The sequence below is a fragment of the Mycobacterium sp. M26 genome, from assembly GCF_001494595.1.
Taxonomy (GTDB): Bacteria; Actinomycetota; Actinomycetes; order Mycobacteriales; family Mycobacteriaceae; genus Mycobacterium.
This window is the reverse complement of sequence record NZ_LN929908.1, coordinates 344,958-367,230: the sequence shown is the minus strand read 5'-3', so window position 1 is coordinate 367,230 and position 22,273 is coordinate 344,958. Positions and strand designations below refer to the sequence as shown.

At 68.6% G+C, this 22,273-nt stretch carries 21 protein-coding genes; 7 read left to right on the top strand and 14 right to left on the bottom strand.

Annotated features, from left to right (window positions below; all coding sequences use genetic code 11):
• Nucleotides 1-3 precede the first annotated feature (3 nt).
• The 3 genes from BN3385_RS11215 (at nt 4) to BN3385_RS11200 (ending at nt 5,750) form a co-directional block, all read left to right on the top strand.
• Nucleotides 4-2,262 carry a helicase-associated domain-containing protein gene (locus BN3385_RS11215; RefSeq protein ID WP_059016857.1) on the top strand — a complete coding sequence of 753 codons (2,259 nt, stop codon included), beginning with the start codon at nt 4-6 and terminating at the stop codon, nt 2,260-2,262.
• A gap of 7 nt (nt 2,263-2,269) precedes the next feature.
• A complete protein-coding gene (locus BN3385_RS11210; RefSeq protein ID WP_059016856.1) occupies nt 2,270-3,919 on the top strand; it encodes a DNA repair helicase XPB in 1,650 nt (549 codons plus the stop codon).
• 85 nt (nt 3,920-4,004) lie between these two features.
• On the top strand, nt 4,005-5,750 hold the full coding sequence (locus BN3385_RS11200; RefSeq protein ID WP_156432721.1) for a PE-PPE domain-containing protein: 1,746 nt from the start codon (nt 4,005-4,007) through the stop codon (nt 5,748-5,750).
• A 3-nt stretch (nt 5,751-5,753) separates the two neighbouring features.
• Here the strand turns inward: BN3385_RS11200 and BN3385_RS11195 are convergent, their stop codons facing one another.
• From BN3385_RS11195 to BN3385_RS11185, 3 genes are all read right to left on the bottom strand, one after another.
• Nucleotides 5,754-6,899: a thiolase family protein gene (locus tag BN3385_RS11195; protein WP_059016853.1), complete on the bottom strand. Its 1,146-nt coding sequence runs from the start codon at nt 6,897-6,899 to the stop codon at nt 5,754-5,756.
• A 19-nt stretch (nt 6,900-6,918) separates the two neighbouring features.
• On the bottom strand, nt 6,919-7,332 hold the full coding sequence (locus BN3385_RS11190; RefSeq protein WP_059016852.1) for a Zn-ribbon domain-containing OB-fold protein: 414 nt from the start codon (nt 7,330-7,332) through the stop codon (nt 6,919-6,921).
• Between the two features lie 90 nt (nt 7,333-7,422).
• Complete coding sequence (locus BN3385_RS11185; RefSeq protein WP_059016851.1) at nt 7,423-8,412, bottom strand: LLM class F420-dependent oxidoreductase; 990 nt, start codon at nt 8,410-8,412, stop codon at nt 7,423-7,425.
• Nucleotides 8,413-8,466: 54 nt separating this feature from the next.
• Here BN3385_RS11185 and BN3385_RS11180 point away from each other — a divergent pair, with 54 nt between their 5' ends.
• Nucleotides 8,467-8,994, top strand: a complete 528-nt coding sequence (locus BN3385_RS11180) for a pyridoxamine 5'-phosphate oxidase family protein (RefSeq protein WP_059016850.1) — start codon at nt 8,467-8,469, stop codon at nt 8,992-8,994.
• Here BN3385_RS11180 and BN3385_RS11175 read toward each other — a convergent pair.
• The 4 genes from BN3385_RS11175 to BN3385_RS11160 form a co-directional block, all read right to left on the bottom strand.
• Complete coding sequence (locus BN3385_RS11175) at nt 8,986-10,398, bottom strand: amidase (protein WP_059016849.1); 1,413 nt, start codon at nt 10,396-10,398, stop codon at nt 8,986-8,988. The two genes, BN3385_RS11180 and BN3385_RS11175, sit on opposite strands and share 9 nt — an antisense overlap.
• 18 nt (nt 10,399-10,416) lie before the next feature.
• On the bottom strand, nt 10,417-11,904 hold the full coding sequence (locus BN3385_RS11170; RefSeq protein ID WP_059016848.1) for a class I adenylate-forming enzyme family protein: 1,488 nt from the start codon (nt 11,902-11,904) through the stop codon (nt 10,417-10,419).
• Between the two features lie 84 nt (nt 11,905-11,988).
• Nucleotides 11,989-14,127 carry a 3-hydroxyacyl-CoA dehydrogenase NAD-binding domain-containing protein gene (locus tag BN3385_RS11165; protein WP_059016847.1) on the bottom strand — a complete coding sequence of 713 codons (2,139 nt, stop codon included), beginning with the start codon at nt 14,125-14,127 and terminating at the stop codon, nt 11,989-11,991.
• A 42-nt stretch (nt 14,128-14,169) separates the two neighbouring features.
• The gene (locus tag BN3385_RS11160; RefSeq protein WP_059016846.1) at nt 14,170-15,381 is read right to left on the bottom strand and encodes an acetyl-CoA C-acetyltransferase; all 1,212 of its coding nucleotides are present in this window, start codon (nt 15,379-15,381) and stop codon (nt 14,170-14,172) included.
• Between the two features lie 218 nt (nt 15,382-15,599).
• On the opposite strand from BN3385_RS11160, the gene BN3385_RS11155 reads away from it, so the two are divergent.
• Complete coding sequence (locus BN3385_RS11155) at nt 15,600-16,769, top strand: pyridoxal phosphate-dependent aminotransferase (protein WP_059016845.1); 1,170 nt, start codon at nt 15,600-15,602, stop codon at nt 16,767-16,769.
• Here the strand turns inward: BN3385_RS11155 and BN3385_RS11150 are convergent.
• From BN3385_RS11150 to BN3385_RS11140, 3 genes are read right to left on the bottom strand one after another with little or no spacing between them, the layout of a single operon-like run.
• A complete protein-coding gene (locus tag BN3385_RS11150) occupies nt 16,741-17,187 on the bottom strand; it encodes an SRPBCC family protein (protein ID WP_059016844.1) in 447 nt (148 codons plus the stop codon). The genes BN3385_RS11155 and BN3385_RS11150 overlap by 29 nt on opposite strands.
• 57 nt (nt 17,188-17,244) lie before the next feature.
• A complete protein-coding gene (locus tag BN3385_RS11145; protein ID WP_059016843.1) occupies nt 17,245-18,327 on the bottom strand; it encodes a CaiB/BaiF CoA transferase family protein in 1,083 nt (360 codons plus the stop codon).
• Nucleotides 18,328-18,341: 14 nt separating this feature from the next.
• Nucleotides 18,342-18,785, bottom strand: coding sequence for an SRPBCC family protein (locus BN3385_RS11140; RefSeq protein ID WP_059016842.1), 444 nt, complete (start codon nt 18,783-18,785; stop codon nt 18,342-18,344).
• Between the two features lie 121 nt (nt 18,786-18,906).
• Here BN3385_RS11140 and BN3385_RS27580 point away from each other — a divergent pair, with 121 nt between their 5' ends.
• Entirely contained in the window at nt 18,907-19,260 is a 354-nt protein-coding gene (locus BN3385_RS27580; protein ID WP_082690427.1) for a UBP-type zinc finger domain-containing protein, read from the top strand.
• Here BN3385_RS27580 and BN3385_RS28095 read toward each other — a convergent pair.
• Genes BN3385_RS28095 through BN3385_RS11125 form a run of 3 tightly spaced genes read right to left on the bottom strand, consistent with a single transcriptional unit; the run spans nt 19,143 to nt 20,641 of the window.
• The gene (locus BN3385_RS28095; RefSeq protein ID WP_059016841.1) at nt 19,143-19,556 is read right to left on the bottom strand and encodes a hypothetical protein; all 414 of its coding nucleotides are present in this window, start codon (nt 19,554-19,556) and stop codon (nt 19,143-19,145) included. The two genes, BN3385_RS27580 and BN3385_RS28095, sit on opposite strands and share 118 nt — an antisense overlap.
• A gap of 51 nt (nt 19,557-19,607) precedes the next feature.
• On the bottom strand, nt 19,608-20,003 hold the full coding sequence (locus BN3385_RS11130; RefSeq protein WP_059021811.1) for a nuclear transport factor 2 family protein: 396 nt from the start codon (nt 20,001-20,003) through the stop codon (nt 19,608-19,610).
• A 41-nt stretch (nt 20,004-20,044) separates the two neighbouring features.
• The gene (locus BN3385_RS11125; RefSeq protein WP_059016840.1) at nt 20,045-20,641 is read right to left on the bottom strand and encodes a TetR/AcrR family transcriptional regulator; all 597 of its coding nucleotides are present in this window, start codon (nt 20,639-20,641) and stop codon (nt 20,045-20,047) included.
• 74 nt (nt 20,642-20,715) lie between these two features.
• Here BN3385_RS11125 and BN3385_RS11120 point away from each other — a divergent pair, with 74 nt between their 5' ends.
• Nucleotides 20,716-21,204, top strand: a complete 489-nt coding sequence (locus BN3385_RS11120; RefSeq protein WP_059016839.1) for a DUF2834 domain-containing protein — start codon at nt 20,716-20,718, stop codon at nt 21,202-21,204.
• On the opposite strand, the gene BN3385_RS11115 is transcribed toward BN3385_RS11120, so the two are convergent.
• Entirely contained in the window at nt 21,177-22,268 is a 1,092-nt protein-coding gene (locus tag BN3385_RS11115) for an alkene reductase (RefSeq protein WP_059016838.1), read from the bottom strand. The genes BN3385_RS11120 and BN3385_RS11115 overlap by 28 nt on opposite strands.
• Between the last annotated feature and the right edge of the window lie 5 nt (nt 22,269-22,273).

Below are 22,273 nucleotides of genomic sequence, written 5' to 3'. Positions count from 1 at the left end.
GCAATGACAGAACCACCCGCTCCGGCCGCCCCGCCGCTGGGTGCCTGGCTGGCCGAGCTGTCCGACGAGCGGGTGATCCGCCTGTTGGAGCTGCGCCCGGACCTCGCCCAGCCGGCGCCGGGCAGCATCGCGGCACTGGCTGCGCGGGCCTCGGCCCGGCAGTCGGTGAAGGCTGCCACCGACGAGCTGGACTTCCTCCATCTGGCCGTGCTCGACGCTCTGCTGGTGCTGCACGCCGACTCGACGGCGGTGCCGGTGACCAAGCTGGTCGCCCTCATCGGTGACCGCGCCACCGAGCCCGACGTGCTGGCCGCCCTCGACGGCCTGCGGGAGCGCGCGCTGGTCTGGGGGGACGCCGCGGTGCGGGTGTCGGCGGAGGCCTCGGCGGGGCTGCCCTGGTATCCCGGGCAGGCCATCCTCGAGGACACCAGTCGTTCGGGCGCTGAGATCGCCGCGGCGATCGAAGGCCTCGACGAGCCGCAGCGCGACCTGCTGGAGCGGCTGGTCACCGGCTCCCCGGTGGGCCGTACCCGCGATGCCGCTCCCGGCGCCCCGGCGGACCGGCCGGTGCCGCGGCTGCTGGCCGCCGGCCTGCTGCGCCAGCTCGACGAGGAAACCGTGATCCTGCCCCGTCAGGTCGGCCAGGTTCTGCGCGGGGAGCTGCCCGGCCCGCTGCAGCTGACCCCGCCGGACCCGGTGGTCACCACCACCTCGGCCGCCGATACCGACGCCTCGGCAGCCGGCGCGGTGCTGGACCTGATCCGCGAGATCGAGCTCGTGCTGGAAACCCTTTCCGCCGCACCGGTTCCCGAGCTGCGCAGCGGTGGCCTGGGCGTGCGGGAGGCCAAGCGGCTGACCAAGCTGACCGGGATCGACGAGCCGCGCCTCGGCCTCATCCTCGAGGTGTCGGCCGCGGCCGGACTCATCGCGAGCGGCACCCCGGACCCGGAACCGCCCGATTCCGCGGGCCTGTACTGGGCGCCGACGGTCGCTGCCGACCGCTTCCTGGAGACGCCGACCGCCGCGCGCTGGTACCTGCTGGCCAGCACCTGGCTCGACCTGCCCGCCCGCCCCGGCCTGATCGGCAGCCGGGGCCAGGATGGCAAACCCTATGCCGCCCTGTCAGATTCGCTGTATTCCACGGCCGCACCCCTGGATCGCCGACTGCTGCTCGGTGCACTGGCCGACCTCCCGCCCGGCGCGGGGGTGGATGCCGAACACGCCTCGCAGTTGCTGACCTGGCAACGGCCGCGGTGGGCGGCGCGTCTGCAACCCGACCCGGTGGCCCACCTGCTCGACGAGGCCCACTCACTGGGTTTCGTCGGCCGTGGCGCGCTGAGTACCCCGGCTCGCGTGCTGCTCAGCGCCGGCGAGGAGGCGGCGGTCGCGGCGATGGCCAAGGTGCTGCCCGCGCCGATCGACCACTTCCTGCTGCAGGCCGACCTCACGGTGGTGGTGCCGGGTCCGCTGCAGCGGGAGCTGGCCGATGAACTGGCGGCGGTGGCCACGGTCGAATCAGCCGGGGCGGCCATGGTCTACCGGGTCAGCGAACAGTCGATCCGGCATGCCCTGGACACTGGCCGCACCGCCGGAGCGCTGCACACCTTCTTCGAGAAGCATTCGAAAACCCCTGTCCCCCAAGGCCTTACTTATCTGATCAACGACGTTGCCCGGCGGCACGGCCAGCTCCGGGTGGGCATGGCCTCCTCGTTCGTCCGATGCGAGGATCCGGCGCTGCTGGCCAGTGCGGTGGCCTCCCCGGCTCTGGAGCACCTGGAGGTTCGGCTGCTGGCGCCGACGGTCGCGGTGTCCCAGGCGCCGATCGGCGAGGTGCTCGCCGGGCTGCGGGCCGCGGGCTTCGCGCCGGCCGCCGAGGACTCCACGGGCGCGATCGTCGACATCCGCCAGCGCGGGGCGCGGGTGCCCGCACCCCAGCAGCGCCGGGCGTTCCGGTCGCTGCCCAAGCCCAGCGCCGAGACGCTGGCCGCGGTGGTGGGCATGCTGCGGCGGGTGGACTCGCTGCCGTTCGCCAACGTCCGCCTGGACCCGGCGGTGGCGATGGCCCTGCTGCAGCAGGCGGCCGTCGAGCACAAGGATGTGGTGATCGGCTACGTCGACGCCGCAGGCGTGGCCACCCAGCGAGTGGTGCGTCCGCTGGGAGTGAACGGGGGCCAGCTGGTGGCCTGGGACGAGACCCAGGGCCGGCCCCGGGAGTTCGCCGTGCACCGCGTCACATCGGTGATGTCGGCGGACGCCGGATAATGGCCATATGACCGACGGACCCCTGATCGTGCAGTCCGACAAGACGGTGCTGCTCGAGGTCGACCATGAGCAGGCCGGCGCGGCCCGGGCCGCGATCGCCCCGTTCGCCGAACTCGAACGCGCGCCCGAGCACGTCCACACCTATCGGATCACTCCCCTGGCGCTGTGGAACGCGCGCGCCGCGGGCCACGACGCCGAGCAAGTGGTCGACGCCCTGGTGAGCTTCTCCCGCTATGCCGTGCCGCAGCCGCTGCTGGTCGACATCGTCGACACGATGGCCCGCTACGGCCGGCTGCAGCTGGTCAAGCACCCGGCGCACGGGCTGTGCCTGGTCAGCCTGGACCGCGCGGTGCTCGAAGAGGTGCTGCGCAACAAGAAGATCACCCCGATGCTGGGTGCCCGCATCGACGACGACACCGTGATCGTGCATCCCAGTGAACGCGGCCGGGTCAAGCAGATGCTGCTGAAGATCGGCTGGCCGGCCGAGGACCTGGCCGGCTACGTCAACGGCGAGGCCCACCCGATCACCCTGGAACAGGACGGCTGGGAGCTGCGCGACTACCAGGAGATGGCGGCCGATTCGTTCTGGGCCGGCGGCTCCGGGGTGGTGGTCCTGCCCTGTGGTGCGGGCAAGACGCTGGTCGGCGCGGCGGCCATGGCCAAGGCGGGAGCCACCACGCTGATCCTGGTCACCAACACCGTGGCCGGACGGCAGTGGAAGCGTGAGCTGATCGCCCGCACCTCGCTCACCGAGGAGGAGATCGGTGAGTACTCCGGTGAGCGCAAGGAGATCCGCCCGGTCACCATCGCCACCTATCAGGTGATCACCCGGCGCACCAAGGGCGAGTACCGCCATCTCGAGCTGTTCGACAGCCGGGACTGGGGGCTGATCATCTACGACGAGGTGCACCTGCTGCCCGCCCCGGTGTTCCGGATGACCGCCGATCTGCAGTCCCGGCGCCGCCTCGGGCTGACCGCCACCCTGATCCGGGAGGACGGCCGCGAAGGTGACGTGTTCAGCCTGATCGGCCCGAAGCGCTATGACGCGCCGTGGAAGGACATCGAGGCCCAGGGCTGGATCGCACCCGCCGAATGCGTCGAGGTCCGGGTGACCATGACCGACAACGAGCGGATGCTGTACGCGGTCGCCGAACCCGAGGAGCGCTACAAGCTGTGCTCGACGGCGCACTCCAAGATCGCCGTGGTGAAGTCGATCCTGGCCCGCCATCCGAACGAACCGACACTGGTGATCGGCGCCTATCTGGACCAGCTCGACGAACTCGGGGCCGAACTCGACGCACCGGTGATCCAGGGCTCGACCAAGAACGCCGAACGCGAGGCATTGTTCGATGCGTTCCGCCGCGGCGAGATCAAGACGCTGGTGGTCTCCAAGGTGGCCAACTTCTCCATTGATCTACCGGAAGCCTCTGTCGCCGTTCAGGTTTCGGGAACCTTTGGGTCACGCCAGGAGGAAGCCCAGCGGCTGGGCCGGCTGTTGCGGCCCAAGCACGACGGCGGCGGCGCGGTGTTCTACTCCGTGGTCTCCCGCGACAGCCTCGACGCCGAGTACGCCGCGCATAGGCAGCGCTTCCTGGCCGAGCAGGGCTACGGCTATGTCATCCGGGACGCCGACGATCTGCTGGGACCGGCTATCTGAGCACCGCGGCGGGCATCTGACGACGGATCGGCCGGGGACGGGATAGTCTTCGCCACGGTCCAGTGGTCTCCGTCAGGGGGGTTCGGTGCGCGCAGCGAATGTGGTCGGTCGAGTCGGCGGTCTCGCCGTTGCCCTGGGCATCGGGGCGGCGGCGCTGTCCTCGGCGGTGGCCTGGGCCGACAGCCCGAGTTCGGATTCGGCGTCCTCGTCGACGACGCACGGCGGCTCGGCCCGTTCCGCCGCCGGCACCGCGCACGGGTCGACCACCACCAACCGCGGCCCGGTTGCCGCGACACCGGCCTCGGCCCGTTCGGCCAAGCTGGCCCCGGTCCCGCTGACCGTCTCGGCACGGGTCAGCACCGCCGAGACCGCCAGCACCTCCGAGACCACCCCAGAGGCCACCCCGGCGACCGACCCGGTGACGCCGAGCGCGCCGGCCGATTCCCAGCTGGGCTTCGCCCTGGTGGACTTCAGCCGCCGCACGGTCGCGACCACGGCACGCGCCACCGTCCCGGCCGCCGCGGCCGTCGACACCGGTCTGGTGATGGGCCCCAGCGGGGTGCCGATCCCCTCGGACGAATACATCCAGTCCGTCTTCGACCTCTACATCAAGCCCAACAGCCCCGGCACCATCCCGATCGGACTGTTCACCCCCGAAGGCCTCTACCCGATCACCGGGGTGAAGAGCCTGCCGCTGAATACCTCAGTGGACCAAGGCATCACGATCCTCAAAGACGCGATCCAGCGCCAACTCGACGCGGGCAACACCCTGACGGTGTTCGGCTACTCGCAGAGCGCGATCATCTCCTCGCTGGTGATGAGCCAGCTGCCCGCCGACACCCCGATCAACTTCGTCCTGGTGGGCAACGAGATGAACCCCGACGGCGGACTGCTCTCGCGGTTCCCCGGCCTGACCCTGCCCAGCCTGGGCCTCGACTTCTACGGCGCCACACCGGAAGACGACTTTCCGACCACCAACTACACGCTGGAGTACGACGGGTTCGCCGACTTCCCGAAGTACCCGCTGAACGTCCTGTCGGTGCTCAACGCCGGGCTCGGGATCATCTTCGTGCACACCCAGTACGCCAAGCTCACCCAGGATCAGGTGGACACCGCCATCGCCCTGCCGACCACGTCGGCGGACCAGAAGTACTACATCATCCCGACCAAGAATCTGCCGCTGCTCGAACCGGTGCGGCTGATCCCGTTGATCGGAAACCCGCTGGCCGACCTCGTTCAGCCGGTGCTGCGGGTGATCGTCAACCTCGGTTACGGCGACCCCAAGTACGGCTGGTCGAACACCGGCTACGCCAACGTCGAGACGCCCTTCGAGTTCCTGCCCAACGTGGATCTCGGCGAGGTCGTGCAACTGCTGGCTGCCGGCGTGGTCCAGGGCGTCAGCGATTTCGTCAACGACTTCGCCCCCGGCGGCTCGTTCTGGCAGGAGCTTGGATCGATCCACCTGCCCACCCCGGGCCCGATCTCGTTGCCCACCACACCGGACGGCATCATCACCGCGATCCAGGACATCACCACCACGGTCGCCGCGACGATCTCCAATGCGGCTGCCTCGATCTACGCCGCGCTGCTGCCGACCGCCGACATCGTCAACGCCATCGTCACGATGCTGCCCGCCTACGCGGTGACGCTGTTCCTCGACGGCATCACCCAAGCCATCAACGGCGATCCGATCGCCGGGCTGATCAACGCGGTCGGCCGCCCGCTGTCGGCCACCGTCGGCCTGGTGACCACCGCCGGCCTGATCGAGGCGCTGGTGATCCTGCAGGCGATTCAGGGCGTGTTCAGCCTCCCGGTCACCACCAGCGGGTAGCGGCTACAGCGAAAGGATTGTGGCCGAAGCGGTTCCGGGCGCGCCGTACACCTGCGCCAGCCCGACCCGCGGACTTCCGGGCACCTGACGCTCGCCGGCCTCACCACGCAGCTGACGCACCAGCTCGTGCATCTGGCGCAGACCGGACGCCCCGATCGGCTCACCGTTGGCGATCAGGCCGCCGTCGGTGTTGATCGGCAGCGAGCCGTGGATCTCGGTGGCACCGTCGGCCAGCAGCTTCTCCTGCTCGCCGTCAGCGCACAGACCGGTCTCGGCCATGTGGATGACCTCCGCCCCGGCGTCGGTGTCCTGCAGCTGGGCGATGTCGACATCCTCCGGGCCGATCCCCGCCGCCTCGTAGGCGGCCTTGGCGGCGTATACGGTCGGTGACACGTCCTCGTCCAGCGGTGCCGACGTGCCGTGCACCTCGTAGGCGCCAAAAGTGCGGGTGCGGATCTCGCTGGCCCGCACATAAACCGGCTTGTCGGTGTAACGGTGGGCGATGTCGGCGCGGCACATGATGACCGCGGCCGCGCCCTCGTCCGGGGCGCAGAACATGTACTGCCGCAGCGGATAGTTCAGCACCGGCGAGGCCATGATCTCCTCCACCGAGATCTCCTTGCGGCGGAACGCATTCGGGTTCAGCACACCGTTGCGGAAGTTCTTGTTGGCCACCCGCGCCAGCGTCTCCTCGGAGATGTTGTGGTCGTGGATGTACCGGTTGGCCTTGATGCCGAAGAACTTGGTGGTGACGAACTGTCCGTTCTGGGCATACCACTGCGGCAGCGCGAGCTTGGCCGGATCGTCGGTGAACGCACCGCGCGGATGCTTGTCCAGCCCGATGGCGATACCGATGTCGTACTTGCCCAGCCGGATGGTGTCGGCGGTCTGCTGGATGGCACTGGCCGAGGTGGCGCACGCGTTGAACACGTTGGTGAACGTGATGCCGGTCAGGCCGACCAGGCGGGTCACCGCGTCGGGGTTGGACACCTCGTAGCTGCCGCCGAAGCCGAACTGGATGTCCTTCCACTGCACTCCGGCGTCGGTCAGTGCGGCCTGGATCGCCTCGGCGCCCATCTGCATAGCGGTCTTCTCGAACCGGCCGAACGGGTGCAGGCCGACCCCGATGATGGCGACGTCATTGGTCATGACAGGAAGTCCTCTCGACTCAGGCCGGCTGGAAGGCGAAGGTGACGATCTCGTTGCCGTCGGCGTCGGTGGCGAACGGGATCATGGTCAGTTCGACGTCCATCCCCCACTGGAGCTTGGCCGGGTCGTTCTCGGTCAGCCGACCCTCGACACGCACCAGATCGCCTAGCTGGACCAGACCGACACCGAAGGGGACGAAGTCCTTGCCGGTGGGTCCGATGTAGGGCGCCCCGGGCGGAAAGCCCTGCGTCGTCCAGGCCACCAGCGTGCCCCGCCGGGGCAGCTTGACCTCGACCGTGTCGCCGGCGCTGCACTTCGGGCAGCGATCCTGGCGGGGGAAGACAACCGCGTCGCAACTGGCACATTTACTGCCGATGAGCTGCGGGTTCTCCTCCGGCCATGTGGAGATTTCCGGGGCCAGGGCCTTCTGCATAGCGCGATCCTCCGTTAACTCGGTAGGCGGATCGTACAACACAGTTAGCGCCAGATGGAAACCCCATTCTCATTTGCGTGCATGCGCTTCTCAGGCAAGCGCGGGGATCACCTCACGCTCGAAGAGCTCGATGCCGGAGCGGTCGTAGGCCGCCTCGGGGAAGTAGCAGATGACGTACTCACAGCCCAGATCGCGCAGATTCGTCAGGCTCGCCACCACCTGCTCGGGAGTGCCGGCCGCCGAGCCGGGCGCACTGAACATCGACAGCATCGCGTCGGCCGCCCCGTCCCCGCAGACGCCGGCCAGCCGGTCACGGACCCGCGTGATGCGCGCGGCGACGTCGGCCTCACTGGTGCCCAGGATCGCGTTGACGTTCGCCGAGCGCACGATCGCGTCGAAGTCGGTGCCGACCTCACGGCAATGTCCGGCCAGAATGTCGGACTTGCTCTTGAAGCCGTCAGGTTCGGAGGTGAAGTTGGTGTACTGGGCGTACTTCGCGGCGATCTTCAGCGTCACCTTCTCGCCGCCGCCGGCGATCCACAGCGGAATTCCGTCCTGCTGCAACGGCTTCGGTGCCACAATCGCCCCGTCGACCTGATAGTGCTTGCCGTCGAAGCTCACCCGCCCGTCACGCCAGGCGTCGCGCATGATCTGGACACCCTCATCGAGGCGGCCCAGCCGCACCCCGGCGGACGGGAACCCGTAACCGTAGGCCCGCCATTCGTGCTCGTACCAGCCGCCGCCGATCCCCATCTGCACCCGGCCACCGGAGATGATGTCGGTGGTGGCGGCCACCTTGGCCAGATAGGCCGGGTTGCGGTAGCTGATCGCCGTACACATCTGGCCGAGCTTGATCCGTGAGGTGGTGGCGGCGTAGGCGGCCATCAGCGTCCATGCCTCGTGGGTGGCCTCGTCGGTGGGCAGCGGAACGGTGTGGAAGTGGTCGTACACCCACAGCGAGTCCCACGGGCCGTTGTCGGCATGGGTGGCCAGCTCGCTCATTACCTGCCAGTGGTTTTCAGTGGGAATGCCGACGAGGTCGAGCCGCCAGCCCTGGGGGATGAAGAGTCCGAAGCGCATGGCATCGACTCTACGGGCGCCGCCTGATCAGCCGTCGCGGTTAGCCTGGCGAATATGGCACTTTCCCAGGACGAACGTGAACAGTTTCTCGCCGAGCCACATATCGGTGCGTTGTCGGTATCGGCGGGCGAAGGCCGCGGCCCCCTGACGGTCCCGATGTGGTACCAGTACGCGCCCGGCGGCGAGCCGTGGGTGCTCACCAGCCCGGGCTCGCGCAAGGCCCGGCTGATCGAGGCGGCCGGGTACTTCGCGTTGATGGCGGAGCGGGTCGAACCCTCGGTGCGCTATGTCGCCGTGGACGGGCCGGTCAGCCGGATCGAGCCGGCCACCGACGAGCAGCTCGTCGAGATGACCCGGCGCTATCTGCCGCCGGAGAAGGTCGACGCCTATCTCGACTATGCCCGCCGGGTCAGCCGGATCGAGCCGGCCACCGACGAGCAGCTCGTCGAGATGACCCGGCGCTATCTGCCGCCGGAGAAGGTCGACGCCTATCTCGACTATGCCCGCCGTGAGCACGGCGAGCAGATCGCGATCTATCTGCGGCCGCAGCACTGGCTGTCGTCCGACCTCGGGTCACTCTGAGCTGAGCACCAAAGGCGGAGGCTGCCACCCGCCGAAGACGGATTCGAGATGGCCGGCCACGGCCAGCGCCGTGGTGTCATGCCACGGCCGGGCCGCGATCTGAACTCCGATCGGGAGGCCGTCACCCGATGTACCGCACCGCACGACGACGGCGGGCCAGCCGGTCAGGTTGTGCACCATCAGGTGGGAGAAGTCGTCGATCTCCACCAGCCCGTGGTGGTGTGGTTTGGCGGCGGCCGGCATGGCGGGACCGACGATGACGTCAAAGTCGTCCATGAATTCCAGCATGCGGATGCGGTAGGCATCGATATCGGCCAGCCGCTGGCGCGCGTCGGTCAGGCTGAACTCGACAGTGCCCGCCTGGCGCAGGAATTCGGCGAGTTCCTCGGACGGCTCGGTGACGCCGATCGCCGCGAGGTCAGCCTGGAAGCCCTGCCCGCGGTCGCCGCCGAGGAAGACCGATCGCCACAGCAGGTTCATGGTCTGGCCCAGACAGTCCGGGCGCGCGTCGGTGACGGCGGCACCGCTGTCGGCAAGGGCCCGGGCAGCCGCGGTGACGACAGCGCTGACATCGCCGTTGGGTGCCGAGGTCCCGTCATCAAGGTAGGTGGCCACCCGCAGTGAAGCGACGTCGATCTCGTCGGGTGAACCCAGGGGCGCCGGGGCGGCGTAGGGGTCGCGCTGGTCGGGTCCTGCCATCACCGCCAGCCCCAGGTACAGGTCGGTGACCGAACGGGCAAGCGGCCCATAGCAGTTGAACGGCCCGAAGATCCCTGGCGCGTCCCCGAAGACGGCGCCGGTGCGGGGTATCCGACCGTGCGTGGGCTTGAGGCCGGCGATCCCGGTGTTGTGGGCGGGCTGACGGATACTGCCGCCGCCGTCGGACCCGACGCTGAGGGCGGCACCGCCGGCGCTGACCAGTGCGGCCGACCCACCGCTGGAGCCGCCTGGGGTCCTGGACAGATCGAACGGATTGTTGGTTCGGCCGTAGAGAGTGTTGTTGGTTTCCCCACCCCGGCCCATCTCCGGAACATTCGTCAGGCCGAGCACGATGGCTCCCTCGGCACGAAGACGGGCGACCGCCGTGGCGTCGACGGAGGCCACCGCCCGCAACGGTGCCACCCCACCGGAGCAGGCCAGTCCGGCTACCGTCATCACGTCCTTGACCACGACCGGAACCCCGTGCAGCCGGCCCAACGGAGCGCCCGCGGCGACCCGCGCGTCGGCCTCGTCGGCCGCGGCCAGGGACGTCTGCGGGTCGGCGGCGACCACGAGCGCATTGAGCGCCGGGTTGACCGCGTCGATGCGGTCCAGGTGAGCCTGCACCACCTCGCGACAGGACACCTCGCGAGCCGATATCAGGCGCACCAGGTCATGGGCGGGCAGATGACACAACGGGGTCATCGCTTCATCGTCACCCTTTCAGGGGCTGACGTACAGGGCCGCGACGTCGCGAAGGCTGACTTTGAGCGAGGGGGTGCGGGGCAGTTCGTCGACCACGGCGATGGCGACCGGCACGCAGTGCTTGGGCAGCTCACCGCGCACCAGTGCGATGAGTTCGTCGGCCGACGGTGCGGCGTCCGGCACGGTTTCGACGGCGGCGAACGGCACCTCCCCGAGCCTGCGGTCGGGCACGCCGACCACCGCGGCGTCGCGGACCCCGGGGTGCGAAACCAGCACTCGCCGAACGGTTTCCGGCAGCACTTTGAAGCCGCCGCGGTTGATGGCACCATCGGCGCGGCCGTGCAGGGTGATGAAGCCGTCGGCGTCGATCGAGGCGAGGTCGCTGGTCCGGATCCAGTCCGGACTGATGGTGGCGATCCGTGCTTCCAGGACGCCGTGGCGCTCGGTCGGGACCCGCCTGCCGGTGTCCGGGTCGATGATGCGTACCTCGGTGTCGGGCAGCACCCGGCCGGAACTGGCACGCTTAGCCGCACCGAACTCACGGTAGAGCTCCGGTGTCCAGGCACACACCGAGCCGGCGAATTCTGTTGCGCCATAGGCCAGTAGAACCGGGATTCGGTAGCGTTGCTCGAAGGCGTCGCGGGTCTCGGCGTCCAGCGGGCCCGCAGCGCTCACCACGTACTCCAGGCTGGCGAGATCCTCGGGCGGCAGGTCGGCCTCCACCAGCATCCGCACCGCGGCGGGTTGCAGGGCACCACGCCGGATGCCGTAGCCCTTCACGACCCGGACCCACTCGGGCACCGAGAACTTCTCCAGCAGGGCGATCCGCTTGCCAAGGTAGGCACCGGTGATCAGTTGGCAGACACCGCCGATCCCGCCCAGTGGCCAGTACATCAGCTCGGGTGGCTCGTCGGCTGACGCACCCGCCCCGGCGACACTGTAGACGGTGTGCTCCAGGACCGATGCCGGAATGTCGTGGCGCTTGGGCGCTCCGGTGGTCCCGCTGGTGAGCACCCGCAACCCGGCCGACCCGTCCCGCCCGGCGGCCGCCAGCTCCGGCGACACGTGCCCGAGACCGGCGACCAACTCGACGGCCGGCGGTTCAAGCGAGACGGCGATTCCGGCGACACCGGCGCGGGCCGCCGCCTCGATCACCGGCGCCGTCCAGTCCTCCCGGTCGGCGACGACCGCGGCTGGGCGCAGCCCGTCGATATCGCGGCCGATGCCCTCAGGTGATTGGTAGGAGTAGATCATCGAGACCCAGCGACCGTCGGCGAGCAGGCCCACCACCGCGGCAGCGAGCGGCGGGCGGTTGCGGGCCACCACCGCGACCGTGGCACCCTCGGCCACGCCCGCCTCGCGCAGCGCCGCGTCGATACCGTCGACGTAGTCGCTGACCTCGTCGCCGTCCAGCCAGCGGCCGTCGAACTCGATGCAGGGCTTGTCCCGGTAGCGGGTCAGGCTGGCGGCGAGCGCGCGGCAGAAGGTGGGGGCGCCGTCGCTCATGGCGCCTACGCTAACCCGATCCGGGTGGCGTAACGCAGAAGTCCCCGAGACGGTGGCCGTCTCGGGGACTTCTGCGACTGCGGCTTAGCTCTCCAGCGAAGCCGGCGGGTTGAAGCGGTCGCCGTACTTGGCCGCCAGCTCCTTGGCCCGCGCGACGAACCCGGCCTTACCACCATGCGGGTAGCCGGTGATCAGCTGCGCGGCGCCACCGGTCCACGGCGGGAAGCCGATGCCCATGATCGAGCCGATGTTGGCGTCGGCCGTCGTGGTGATCACGCCCTCGTCAAAGCACTTCTGGGTTTCCAGCGCCTCGGCGAACAGCATGCGATCGATCATGTCCTGCAACGGAATCTGCGAGCTGCCGGAGTTGAACGTCTCCCGCAGGCCGGGCCACAGCCGGGTCCGCTTGCCGTCGACGTATTCGTAGAAGCCGGCACCGGACAGCCGCGACGGACGCCCGATCTCGATCATCTTCTCGACGACAGCCTCGGCCGGATGCCCGGTGTAGGTGCCGCCCGCGTCCTCGACACCCTTGCGGGTGGCGACGGCGATCTTGTGCATCAGCTCCAGGTTGAGCTCGTCGGACAGCTGCAGCGGCGGGGCCGGGTAGCCGGCCTGCGAACCCGCGTGCTCGATCGATGCCGGCTCGACACCCTCGCCGAGCATGGCCAGCGCCTCGTTGACGAAGGTGCCGATGACGCGGCTGGTGTAGAAACCGCGGCTGTCGTTGACCACGATCGGGGTCTTGCCGATGGCCAGCGTGTAGTCGAACACCCGGGCCAGCGCCTCGTCAGAGGTCTTCTCGCCCTTGATGATCTCCACCAGCGGCATCTTGTCGACCGGGGAGAAGAAGTGGATGCCGATGAAATCGTCCTGACGCTTCACGCCGGTCGCCAGCTCGGTGATCGGCAGCGTCGAGGTGTTCGATCCCAGCAGCGCGTTGGGCTCGACGATGTCCTCGATCTCCTGGAACACCTTGTGCTTCAGCTCGACCGACTCGAAGACGGCTTCGATCACGAAGTCGACACCGGCGAAGTCGGCGGCATCGGCGGTCGGGGTGATCCGGGCCAGCAGCGCATCCGAGCGCTCCTTGGAGGTCTTGCCGCGCTCGAGGGCCTTGGCCTCCAGCTTCTCGGAGTAGCCCTTGCCCCGCTGCGCCGCCTCGATGGTGACGTCCTTGAGCACGACCTCGAAACCGGCCTTGGCCGAGACGTAGGCGATGCCCGCGCCCATCATACCCGCGCCGAGCACACCGATCTTGGTGATCGGGGTCTTGCCGATCCCCTCGGGCCGCGAACCACCGGAGTTGATGGTCTGCAGGTCGAAGAAGAACGCCTGGATCATGTTCTTGGCGATCGGGCCGGTGACCAGCTCGGTGAAGTAGCGGCTCTCGATGCGGGTGGCCAGATCGAAGTCGACCTGGGCGCCTTCGATGGCGGCGGCCAGGATGTTGCGCGGAGCCGGCATCGGCGCACCCTTGAGCTGCTTGCGCAGCAGCGACGGGAACGACGGCAGGATCGCGGCCAGCGCCGGGCTGCTCGGGGTGCCACCGGGCATCTTGTAGCCCTTGGCATCCCACGGCTGGACGTGCGCATCGGGGTTGGCCTTGATCCAGGCCTTGGCGGCGGGCACCAATTCCTCGACGCTGGAGACCAGTTCGTCGACCAGGCCGTTGTCCTTGGCGGCGGCCGGCTTGAACCGGGTGCCCTGGCTCAGGACGTTGACGAACGCGTTCTGGATACCGAGCATCCGGACGGTGCGGGCCACGCCACCGCCACCGGGCAGCAGGCCCAGGGTGACCTCGGGCAGGCCGATCTGGACACCCTTGACGTCGGCGACGATCCGGTGGTGGGTGGCCAGCGCGATCTCCAGGCCACCGCCGAGGGCGGCGCCGTTGATGGCGGCGACGACCGGCTTACCGAAGGTCTCCAGGGTGCGCAGGTCGCGCTTGATGTCCTCGACCTCGTCGAAGATCTCACCGGCGTTCTCGGGACCGGCGTTGATCATGCTCTTCAGGTCGCCACCGGCGAAGAAGGTCTTCTTGCCGCTGGTGATCACCACGCCGGTGATCGAATCCTTTTCGGCGACAAGGCGCTCGACGGCCTTGTGCATGGATTCCTTGTAGTGCTCGTTCATCACGTTGGCCGAACCGGTCGGGTCGTCCAGCGTCAGCGTGACGATGCCGTCGGCATCCTTGTCCCACTGGATGGTGTTCTCTGCCATAGCTTTTCTTCTAACTCTCTGCTCTAGGTTCCTGGCGCTCGGTCAGACGCGCTCGATGATGGTGGCCACGCCCATGCCGCCGCCGATGCACAGTGTGATCAGCGCGCGCTTGGCGCCGCGGCGCTCCAGCTCGTCGACCATGGTTCCGGTGATCATCGCGCCGGTGGCACCCAGCGGGTGGCCCATGGCGATCGCACCGCCGTTGACGTTGAGCTTCTCGTTGGGGATGTTGAGGTCCTTCTGGAACTTCAGCACCACCGACGCGAACGCCTCGTTGAGCTCGAAGAGGTCGATGTCGTCGACCGTCAGGCCGGCGCGCGCCAGGACCTTCTCGGTGGCCGGGGTGGGGCCGGTCAGCATGATGGTGGCGTCGGCACCGGTGGTGGCGGTGGCCACGACGCGGGCGCGCGGGGTCAGGCCCTGCGACTTGCCGGCACTTTCGGAACCGATCAGCACCAGGGCGGCGCCGTCGACGATGCCGGAGCTGTTGCCGCCGGTGTGGACGTGGTTGATCTTCTCCAGCCAGTGGTACTTCTGCAGCGCCACATCGTCGAAGCCGGCCATCGCGGCCAGGCCCTCGAAGGCGGGCTTGAGCTTGCCGAGGCTCTCCACGGTGGTGCCGGGGCGCATGTGCTCGTCGTGGTCGAGGATGACCAGGCCGTTCTGGTCCTTCACCGGGACCACGGACTTGGCGAAGTAGCCACCGGACCAGGCCGCGGCGGCGCGCTCCTGGGACTGCGCGGCGTAGGCGTCGACGTCCTCACGGGAGAAGCCCTCGATGGTGGCGATCAGGTCGGCACCGATGCCCTGAGGGGCGATGTAGTTGTCGAAGGTGAACGGGACGTCGGTGAACATCGCGCCGCCGTCGGAACCCATGGGGACCCGGCTCATCGACTCGACACCACCGGCGATCACCAGGTCGTCCCAGCCGGAACGGACCTTCTGGGCCGCGGTGTTGACGGCCTCCAGGCCGGAGGCGCAGAAGCGGTTGAGCTGCACGCCGCCGACGGTGTCGGGCATGCCGGCAGCCAGCACCGCGGTGCGGGCGATATCGCCGCCCTGGTCGCCGACCGGCGAGACGCATCCGAGGATGACGTCGCTGATCAGGCTCTCGTCGAGGTCGGGGAAGCGCGAGCGCAGTTCCTCGATCAAGCCGACGACCAGGCTCAGCGGCTTGACCTCGGTGAGCGCGCCACCGCGCTGCTTGCCGCGAGGCGTGCGGATGGCCTCGTAGATGAAGGCTTCTTCGGACATGGTGTGTTGCCCCTTCTGTCCTGTTCGGAGTGTGTGGGTCCGGCTCTTGGGAGCCTAGACCTCTGTAGTGGCACCCTAACAGCCGGTTCGGCCAACCTGTTGGTTGGGCGTCTGAGCTGCGCTTTCCGGTTCCACCTAGCGCCGAGCGTCACACCAGCGTGACGCTCGGCACCGCCTGTCACGCTGGCGTGACACTCGGGGGTCATTACGCTGATCAAGTGACGGTTCAGCGGCTGCAGCCGTACGCGGTCAATATCTTCGCCGCCATGTCGGCACTGGCCGCCCGCCTCGACGCGGTCAACCTCGGCCAGGGCTTCCCTGACGAGGACGGCCCGGTCGGCATGCTCGAAGCCGCCCAGAAGGCGATCGCCGAGGGGGTCAACCAGTACCCGCCCGGGCCGGGCATCCTGCCGCTGCGCGAAGCCGTCGCCGCCCAGCGCAAGCGGCGCTACGGCATGGAGTTCGACCCGGAGACCGAGGTGCTGATCACCGTCGGCGCCTCCGAGGCCATCGCCGCTTCGGTGCTCGGCCTGGTGGAGCCCGGCTCCGACGTGCTGCTGATCGAGCCGGCGTTCGACACCTACGCTCCGGTGATCGCGATGGCCGGCAGCCACCGGGTCACCGTGCCGCTGGTGCCCGACGGCCGGGGCTTCGCCCTCGACGTCGACCTGCTGCGAGCCGCCATCACCCCGCGGACCCGGGCGGTGATCGTGAACTCGCCGCACAACCCGACCGGCATGGTGCTCTCGGACGCCGACCTGCGCGCGCTGGCCGAACTCGCCGTCGAGGCCGATCTGCTGGTGATCAGCGACGAGGTCTATGAGCACCTGGTCTACGACGACACCCGGCACCGGCCGATCGCGACGTACCCCGGGATGGCGCAGCGCACGGTGACGATCTCGAGTGCGGCCAAGATGTTCAACTGCACCGGCTGGAAGATCGGCTGGGCGTGCGGGGCGCCCGAGCTCATCGCCGGCGTGCGGGCCGCCAAGCAGTACCTCTCCTATGTGGGCGGCGCGCCGTTCCAGCCCGCGGTGGCGTATGCCCTGAACGTCGAGGACGCCTGGGTGGACAGGTTGCGGGACTCACTGCAGATCAAACGCGATCTGCTCGCCGGCGCGCTGGCCGACGTCGGCTTCGCCGTGCACGACAGCGCGGGCACGTACTTTCTGTGTGCCGATCCCCGCCCGCTGGGGTTTTCCGACAGCGCGTCATTCTGCGCCGAGCTGCCCACCCGCGCCGGCGTGGCGGCCATTCCCATGTCGGCGTTCTGCGACCCGGACTCCGGGCATGCCGACCAGTGGAACCACTTGGTGCGCTTCGCCTTCTGTAAACGGCACGAGACGCTCGACGAGGCGATCAGAAGGCTGGCCGTGCTGCGCCGATGACGTGAGCGCGCAGGCCATCGGTCGCGGCGGTCAGGATCGTCTTCTTGGCGCGCTTGACGAGGAACTCGGGTAGCGGCGCCGACGGCTCCATGGTGATGTCGAAGCGCACCCTGGTCTGTCCGCCTTCGGGATGCAGCGTGTACTCGACGTGCTGGGCGTGCTGCTGGGCGGTGCGGTCGGCGTCCCACACCACCCAGTCGCGGCCCCAGTGGTACTCCAGCATCTCGTGGTCGATCAGCCCTAGGATCTTCACGGTCACCTTGACGTGGTGCGGGCGGCCGTCGGGGTACCGGTCCACGACGTGGGCGTGCTTGTGCACCGACGACCACGTCGGCACGGCCTCGACGTCAGCCAGCGCGTCGAGGATGTCCTCCGGCGAGGCGTCGATCAGGATCTCCCGCGATGCCCGAACCGCCACACAGGCCACAGTAGCCAGGCGGTCGGCGCTGCGACGGATTTTGCCGAAAAGCCTTCGCTACCAACCGATATCGTCGATAGCGGTGGAAGCCTGCGGGGGTGCGCCGACCGGCCCGGCCTGGCTGCGGGAGAACCGCGGGGCCGGGGCGGCCTGGGTGGTACCGCCGACGTCGACCAGGGTGCCGCGCTCCCGCAGGTGCGCGCTGGACGCCGCCTCGCTCCAGCTCAGCACCGGGGTGACGCAGGCGTCGGTACCGGCGAAGATCGCCGTCCACTCGTCGCGGGTCTTGCTCGCGAAGCGTTCGGTGAACAGCCGGGTCATCTCCGCGCGCCCGGCGATATCGGACTGGGCGGGCACCTCGTCCGCCGAAAAGCCCAGCCCCACAAGTAGTTCAGCGAAGAACTGCGGTTCGATCGACCCGACCGCCAGGTACTTACCGTCGGATGTCTCATATGTGCGGTAGTAGGGGCAGCTCCCGTCGAGCATGAACGACTCGCGCTCGTCGGACACCCGGCCCGTCGACTTGATCGTCCACATCGCCTGCGCGAGCAGACTGACCCCGTCGACCATCGCGGCGTCGACCACCTGCCCCCGGCCGGATTTCTCCCGCTCATAGAGCGCGGCGACGATACCCAGCAGCACCAGCATCGACCCGCCGCCGAAGTCGGCGACGAAGTTCAGCGGCACCACCGGCGGCCGGTCTCGGTAGCCGATGGCGTTCAGCGCCCCGGTCTGCGACAGATAGTTGATGTCGTGGCCGGCCGTCGAGGCCAGCGGACCGTGCTGCCCCCAGCCGGTCATCCGGGCGAAGACCAGCCGCGGGTTGACCGCCGCGCACTCGTCGGGCCCGATTCCCAGTCGCTCGCAGGTGCCGGGCCGGAAACAGTCCAGCAGGACATCGGCCTTGGCCACCAGATCGAGCACTTCCTGGCGCTGCGATTTCATGTCCAGGTCGACCACCCGCTTGCCGCGGTGGAACAGGTCGATCCCCTCGGCGGGCATGGCCAGCCCGCCGCTGGGGCGGCGCACCCGCACCACATCGGCACCCAGGTCGGCCAGCATCATGCCGGCGTGCGGGCCGGGCCCGATCCCACCGAGTTCGATGACTCTCACCCCGGCGAGGGGTCCGGTGTTCGTCACGCGACCAAGCTAACTCAGCCGCCCTTCTTCACCTTGAGGACCTGCTTACGCAGGCCGTCGGTGGCGGTCTCCATCGCGCCCTTCATGGTGCGCTTGAGCAGGAAGCCGGGGATCGGCACCGACGGGTCGACGGTGATCTCGAAGCGGACCTTGGTTTTGTCGCCGGCCGGGGTCAGTGTGTAAGAGGCATCCTGCGAGCGCAGCTGACCAGCCTTGACCAGGGTCCAGCTGGCGCCGCTGTCAGTCCAGGTGTACTCGACGATCTGCTCGTCGGTCAGACCGGCCGCCTTGATCTTCATCTTGACCTGCCGGGGCCGGCCGTTGTCGTAGCTATCGAGCACCTCGGCACTCTGGTACTGCGGCGACCAGGTCGGTGTCGACTCGACATCGGCGATGACGTCCAGGATCTCCTCGGGTGTCGCTTCGATGGTCACTTCACGGGAATCGTTGACTGCCATGGCGTGACCATAGTTCCTGCAACCTGATCGCACGCGAGATCTGCACAAGGGCTGCGATCAGCGGGGAAGCACGACCCTGCGGTCGATCTCACGTCTTTCGATCGCTCGGTAGCCTGGTTTCATGGCTGACGCGGTCGACCCGTCCGTTCCCCCGAGTGGCACCGGATGTGTCGAGTGCGACGCCGCCGGCGGCTGGTGGGTGCATCTGCGGCGCTGCGCCGCGTGCGGCCACATCGGCTGCTGCGATGACTCGCCGATGCGGCACGCCGCGGCCCACTGGCGCCAATCAGGTCACCCGATCATCCGGTCCTTCGAACCGGGTGAGGACTGGTTCTGGAACTACACGGACAACCAGTACTACGACGGTCCGCGGCTGGCGCCGCCGGAGAGCCGGCCGGCCGATGAAACGGTGCCCGGTCCGCGCGGGCGGGTGCCCAGCGACTGGGCTGAGATTCTGCGCAACCGGGCAGAGTAAGTCAGGGCGTCGGCACCGCCGCGGCGGCGCAGGCACACCGTGGCCTCAACGTCGCCGGCCCGGGCGATCGCATCATCGTCGACCACCACTCGTTTGGTGCGCAGCACCGAACTGCCGCAGGCGACGAATGGCACCGGCGTCGCGAAGTGGTCCTCGCACACCGCGACACTGTCGTCGAACCGCATCCCGAGCTCGGACTGCTCGAAGTAGACGGTGTAGCGCAGGGTGACCAGCCAGGTGGCGTCGGGGCGCTGGACGGCTCGAACGATCAGGGAGTCGTCGCCGATCCGCGCCATGGGTTCGATGGTGCGCCGCCCGGCGGGTCAAGTGTGGGAGCACACGCCGTGTCAGCCCGAAAGACCGGACCGCTGCATCTCTTTCGCGAATTCTTCGCTCATCCGCTCGGCGAAGGCGTTGACGGCCCGCAGTGGTCGCAGCATCACAGTGAACTCGTCGATGAGCCCGTCGGCGTCGACGTGCAGGAAGTCGCAGCCGTTGATGTCGAGATCGCCCACCTTGGCGGTGAACACCAAGGCGTGGTCGGCCGCATCGTCGGCGCCGATCTCGCGGACGTAGGTGAGGTCGGCGAACACCCGCGAGACGGCGCGCAGGATCACCCCGACGGTGTCGCGACCCTCATACGGCTTGTGCGCGATCGGACTGCGGAACACGATGTCCTCGGCGAACAGGGCCGGCAGGGCATCGAAGTCGCCGGCTTCCACGGCGGCGCGAAATGCGTGCATGGAGGTCAGCATGCCACGCGCGGCCGGCCGCCCACGGTCGGCTAGGTGATGGCGTCGGGCCGCAGCAGGGCGAGCGCGGCACGGCACAGCCGCTGCAGCTCTTCGAGCGACTGGTCATCGCCGGTCATCCACATCTCCATCGCGCCGAACACGGCCGCGGCGATACAGCGGGCCGAGACGATGATGTAGAGCCGCTCGTCGACCGAGGCCGACTCGGCGCCCGCGGACATCTGTTCGGCGACGGCGTCGGCGAACTCGGCCTCCACCTGGCGGGTGTGCCGGACGATGCTGCCGGCGTCGAGTTCTTTGGCGCGCAGTGCCGCGATCTGGGCGACGGCCTCGGGGTCATACGGTGAGGCATCGATGGCCGACTGCACGGATTCCAGGATCGGTTCCCCGGGCGCGCGGGCGTGCAGGGCGGCGCGGAACCATTCCAGCCCGGCGTCGTAGTCGGCGAACAGCAGATCGTGTTTGGAGGTGAAGTGGCGGTAGAAGGTGCGCAGCGATACCCCGGCATCGGCGGCGATCTGCTCGGCCGAGGTTTCCTCGACGCCCTGGGCCAGGAACCGCACCATCGCGGCGCGACGTAACGCGTCGCGGGTGCGCTCACTGCGAGCCGTCTGAGCAGGCCGAATCACGGACGACAACCTACCGCACAACGATTTGTCAAAATTGACAAAACATCGGATTGGTTGGTCTACATTGACCAACCATGACGCTGATCGTGCACGCAGTTCTCGCCGTTCTCGTGATCGCCTGGGTCATTCAGTCGAACCCGACCATCTTTCGACGACCCGCCAACGGACCGGCACTCAGTGTCCTCGAAGTGGCGTACTACGTGGCCGGTATCGCCTCGATCGCATTGGGGTGGTACTTCAACATCAAGTTCGTCCACCAGTACGCCGATGGCAGCGGCAATGTGCTGACCGGCAACGGAAGCTGGTGGCAATTCATCACTTTGGGCTATGACAATCCGGCGGCTGCCTCGGCCAGTCAGGACTACACCATCGGCAATGTGATCCTGCTGCCGCTGTTCACCATCGTTGACGGCTACCGGCGCGGCATCCGCAAGCCGTGGCTGTTCTTCGTCTCCAGCCTGTTCACCAGTTTTGCCTTCGCCTGGGCGTTCTACCTGGCGACCGCCGAGCGGCAGCGCCGCCACGAGAAGGCGGCTCACGCGGTCGGCGCCAGCGTCGGGTAGTCGATGTAGCCCACCGGGCCCGGCGAATAGAACGTCGCCACATCGGGTTCGGTGAGTTCGGCACCCAGCAGCAGCCGGTCGATCAGATCGGGGTTGGCCAGGAAGGCCCGGCCGACGGTCGCCGCGCTGATCACTCCCCAGTCGGCCAGATTCTCCAGCTGGCAGAAGCTGGTCTCGACCTCGCGGCCGGTGTTGAGCACGAAAGTTCCCGGCCACAACGCCCGGATGGTCCCGAACTCGTCAGCGTCGGGATCCATCAGCACATGCAGGTAGGCCAGGCCCAGCGACGAAATCCGCTGCAGCAGAGCTTCATAGGCCGACAGCGTGTCGATCTCGTGGATGTCACCGGCATGGTTGCCGGGCGAGATGCGCACTCCGACCCGGTCGGGCCCGATCTCCTCGGCGACCGCCTCGATCACCTCGGCCGCCAGCCGCGCCCGGTTCTGCGCCGAGCCGCCGTAGTGGTCGGTGCGCCGGTTGGTGGCGTCGGCGAGGAACTGGTGCAGCAGATAGCCGTTGGCGGAATGGATTTCAACACCGTCCATCCCGGCGTCGACGGCGCGGCGGGCCGCTGCGCGGAATTGCGCCACGATGCCGGGGATTTCGGCGGTCTCCAGCGCCCGCGGCACCGGTAGCCGCTTCTTGCCCGTCGGGGTGTGGGCGAGCATGTCGGCCGCGATCGCCGAGGGCGCCACCGATTCGGTGCCGCTGATGTCCGGGTGTGCCATTCGCCCGACGTGCCAGATCTGCATGAAGATCAGTCCGTCGCGATCGTGCACGGCCTCGGCGACCTCGGCCCACTGCCGCTCGTGGGCATCGGTGTAGATGCCCGGGGTGCTGACGTAGGCGCCGTTGCCGGCCTGCGAGACGGCGGTGGCCTCGGTGATGATCAGGCCAGCTGATGCCCGCTGGGCGTAGTACTCGACCTGCAGGTCACTGGGGGTGCCGTCGGCCTGGGCCCGGCTGCGGGTCAGCGGCGCCATGAAGATCCGGTTGCGCGCGGTCACCGTGCCGATTGTGATCGGCTGGAGCAGGGCGGCGTCGTCGGCCAGGGTGTAGGTCATGCCTG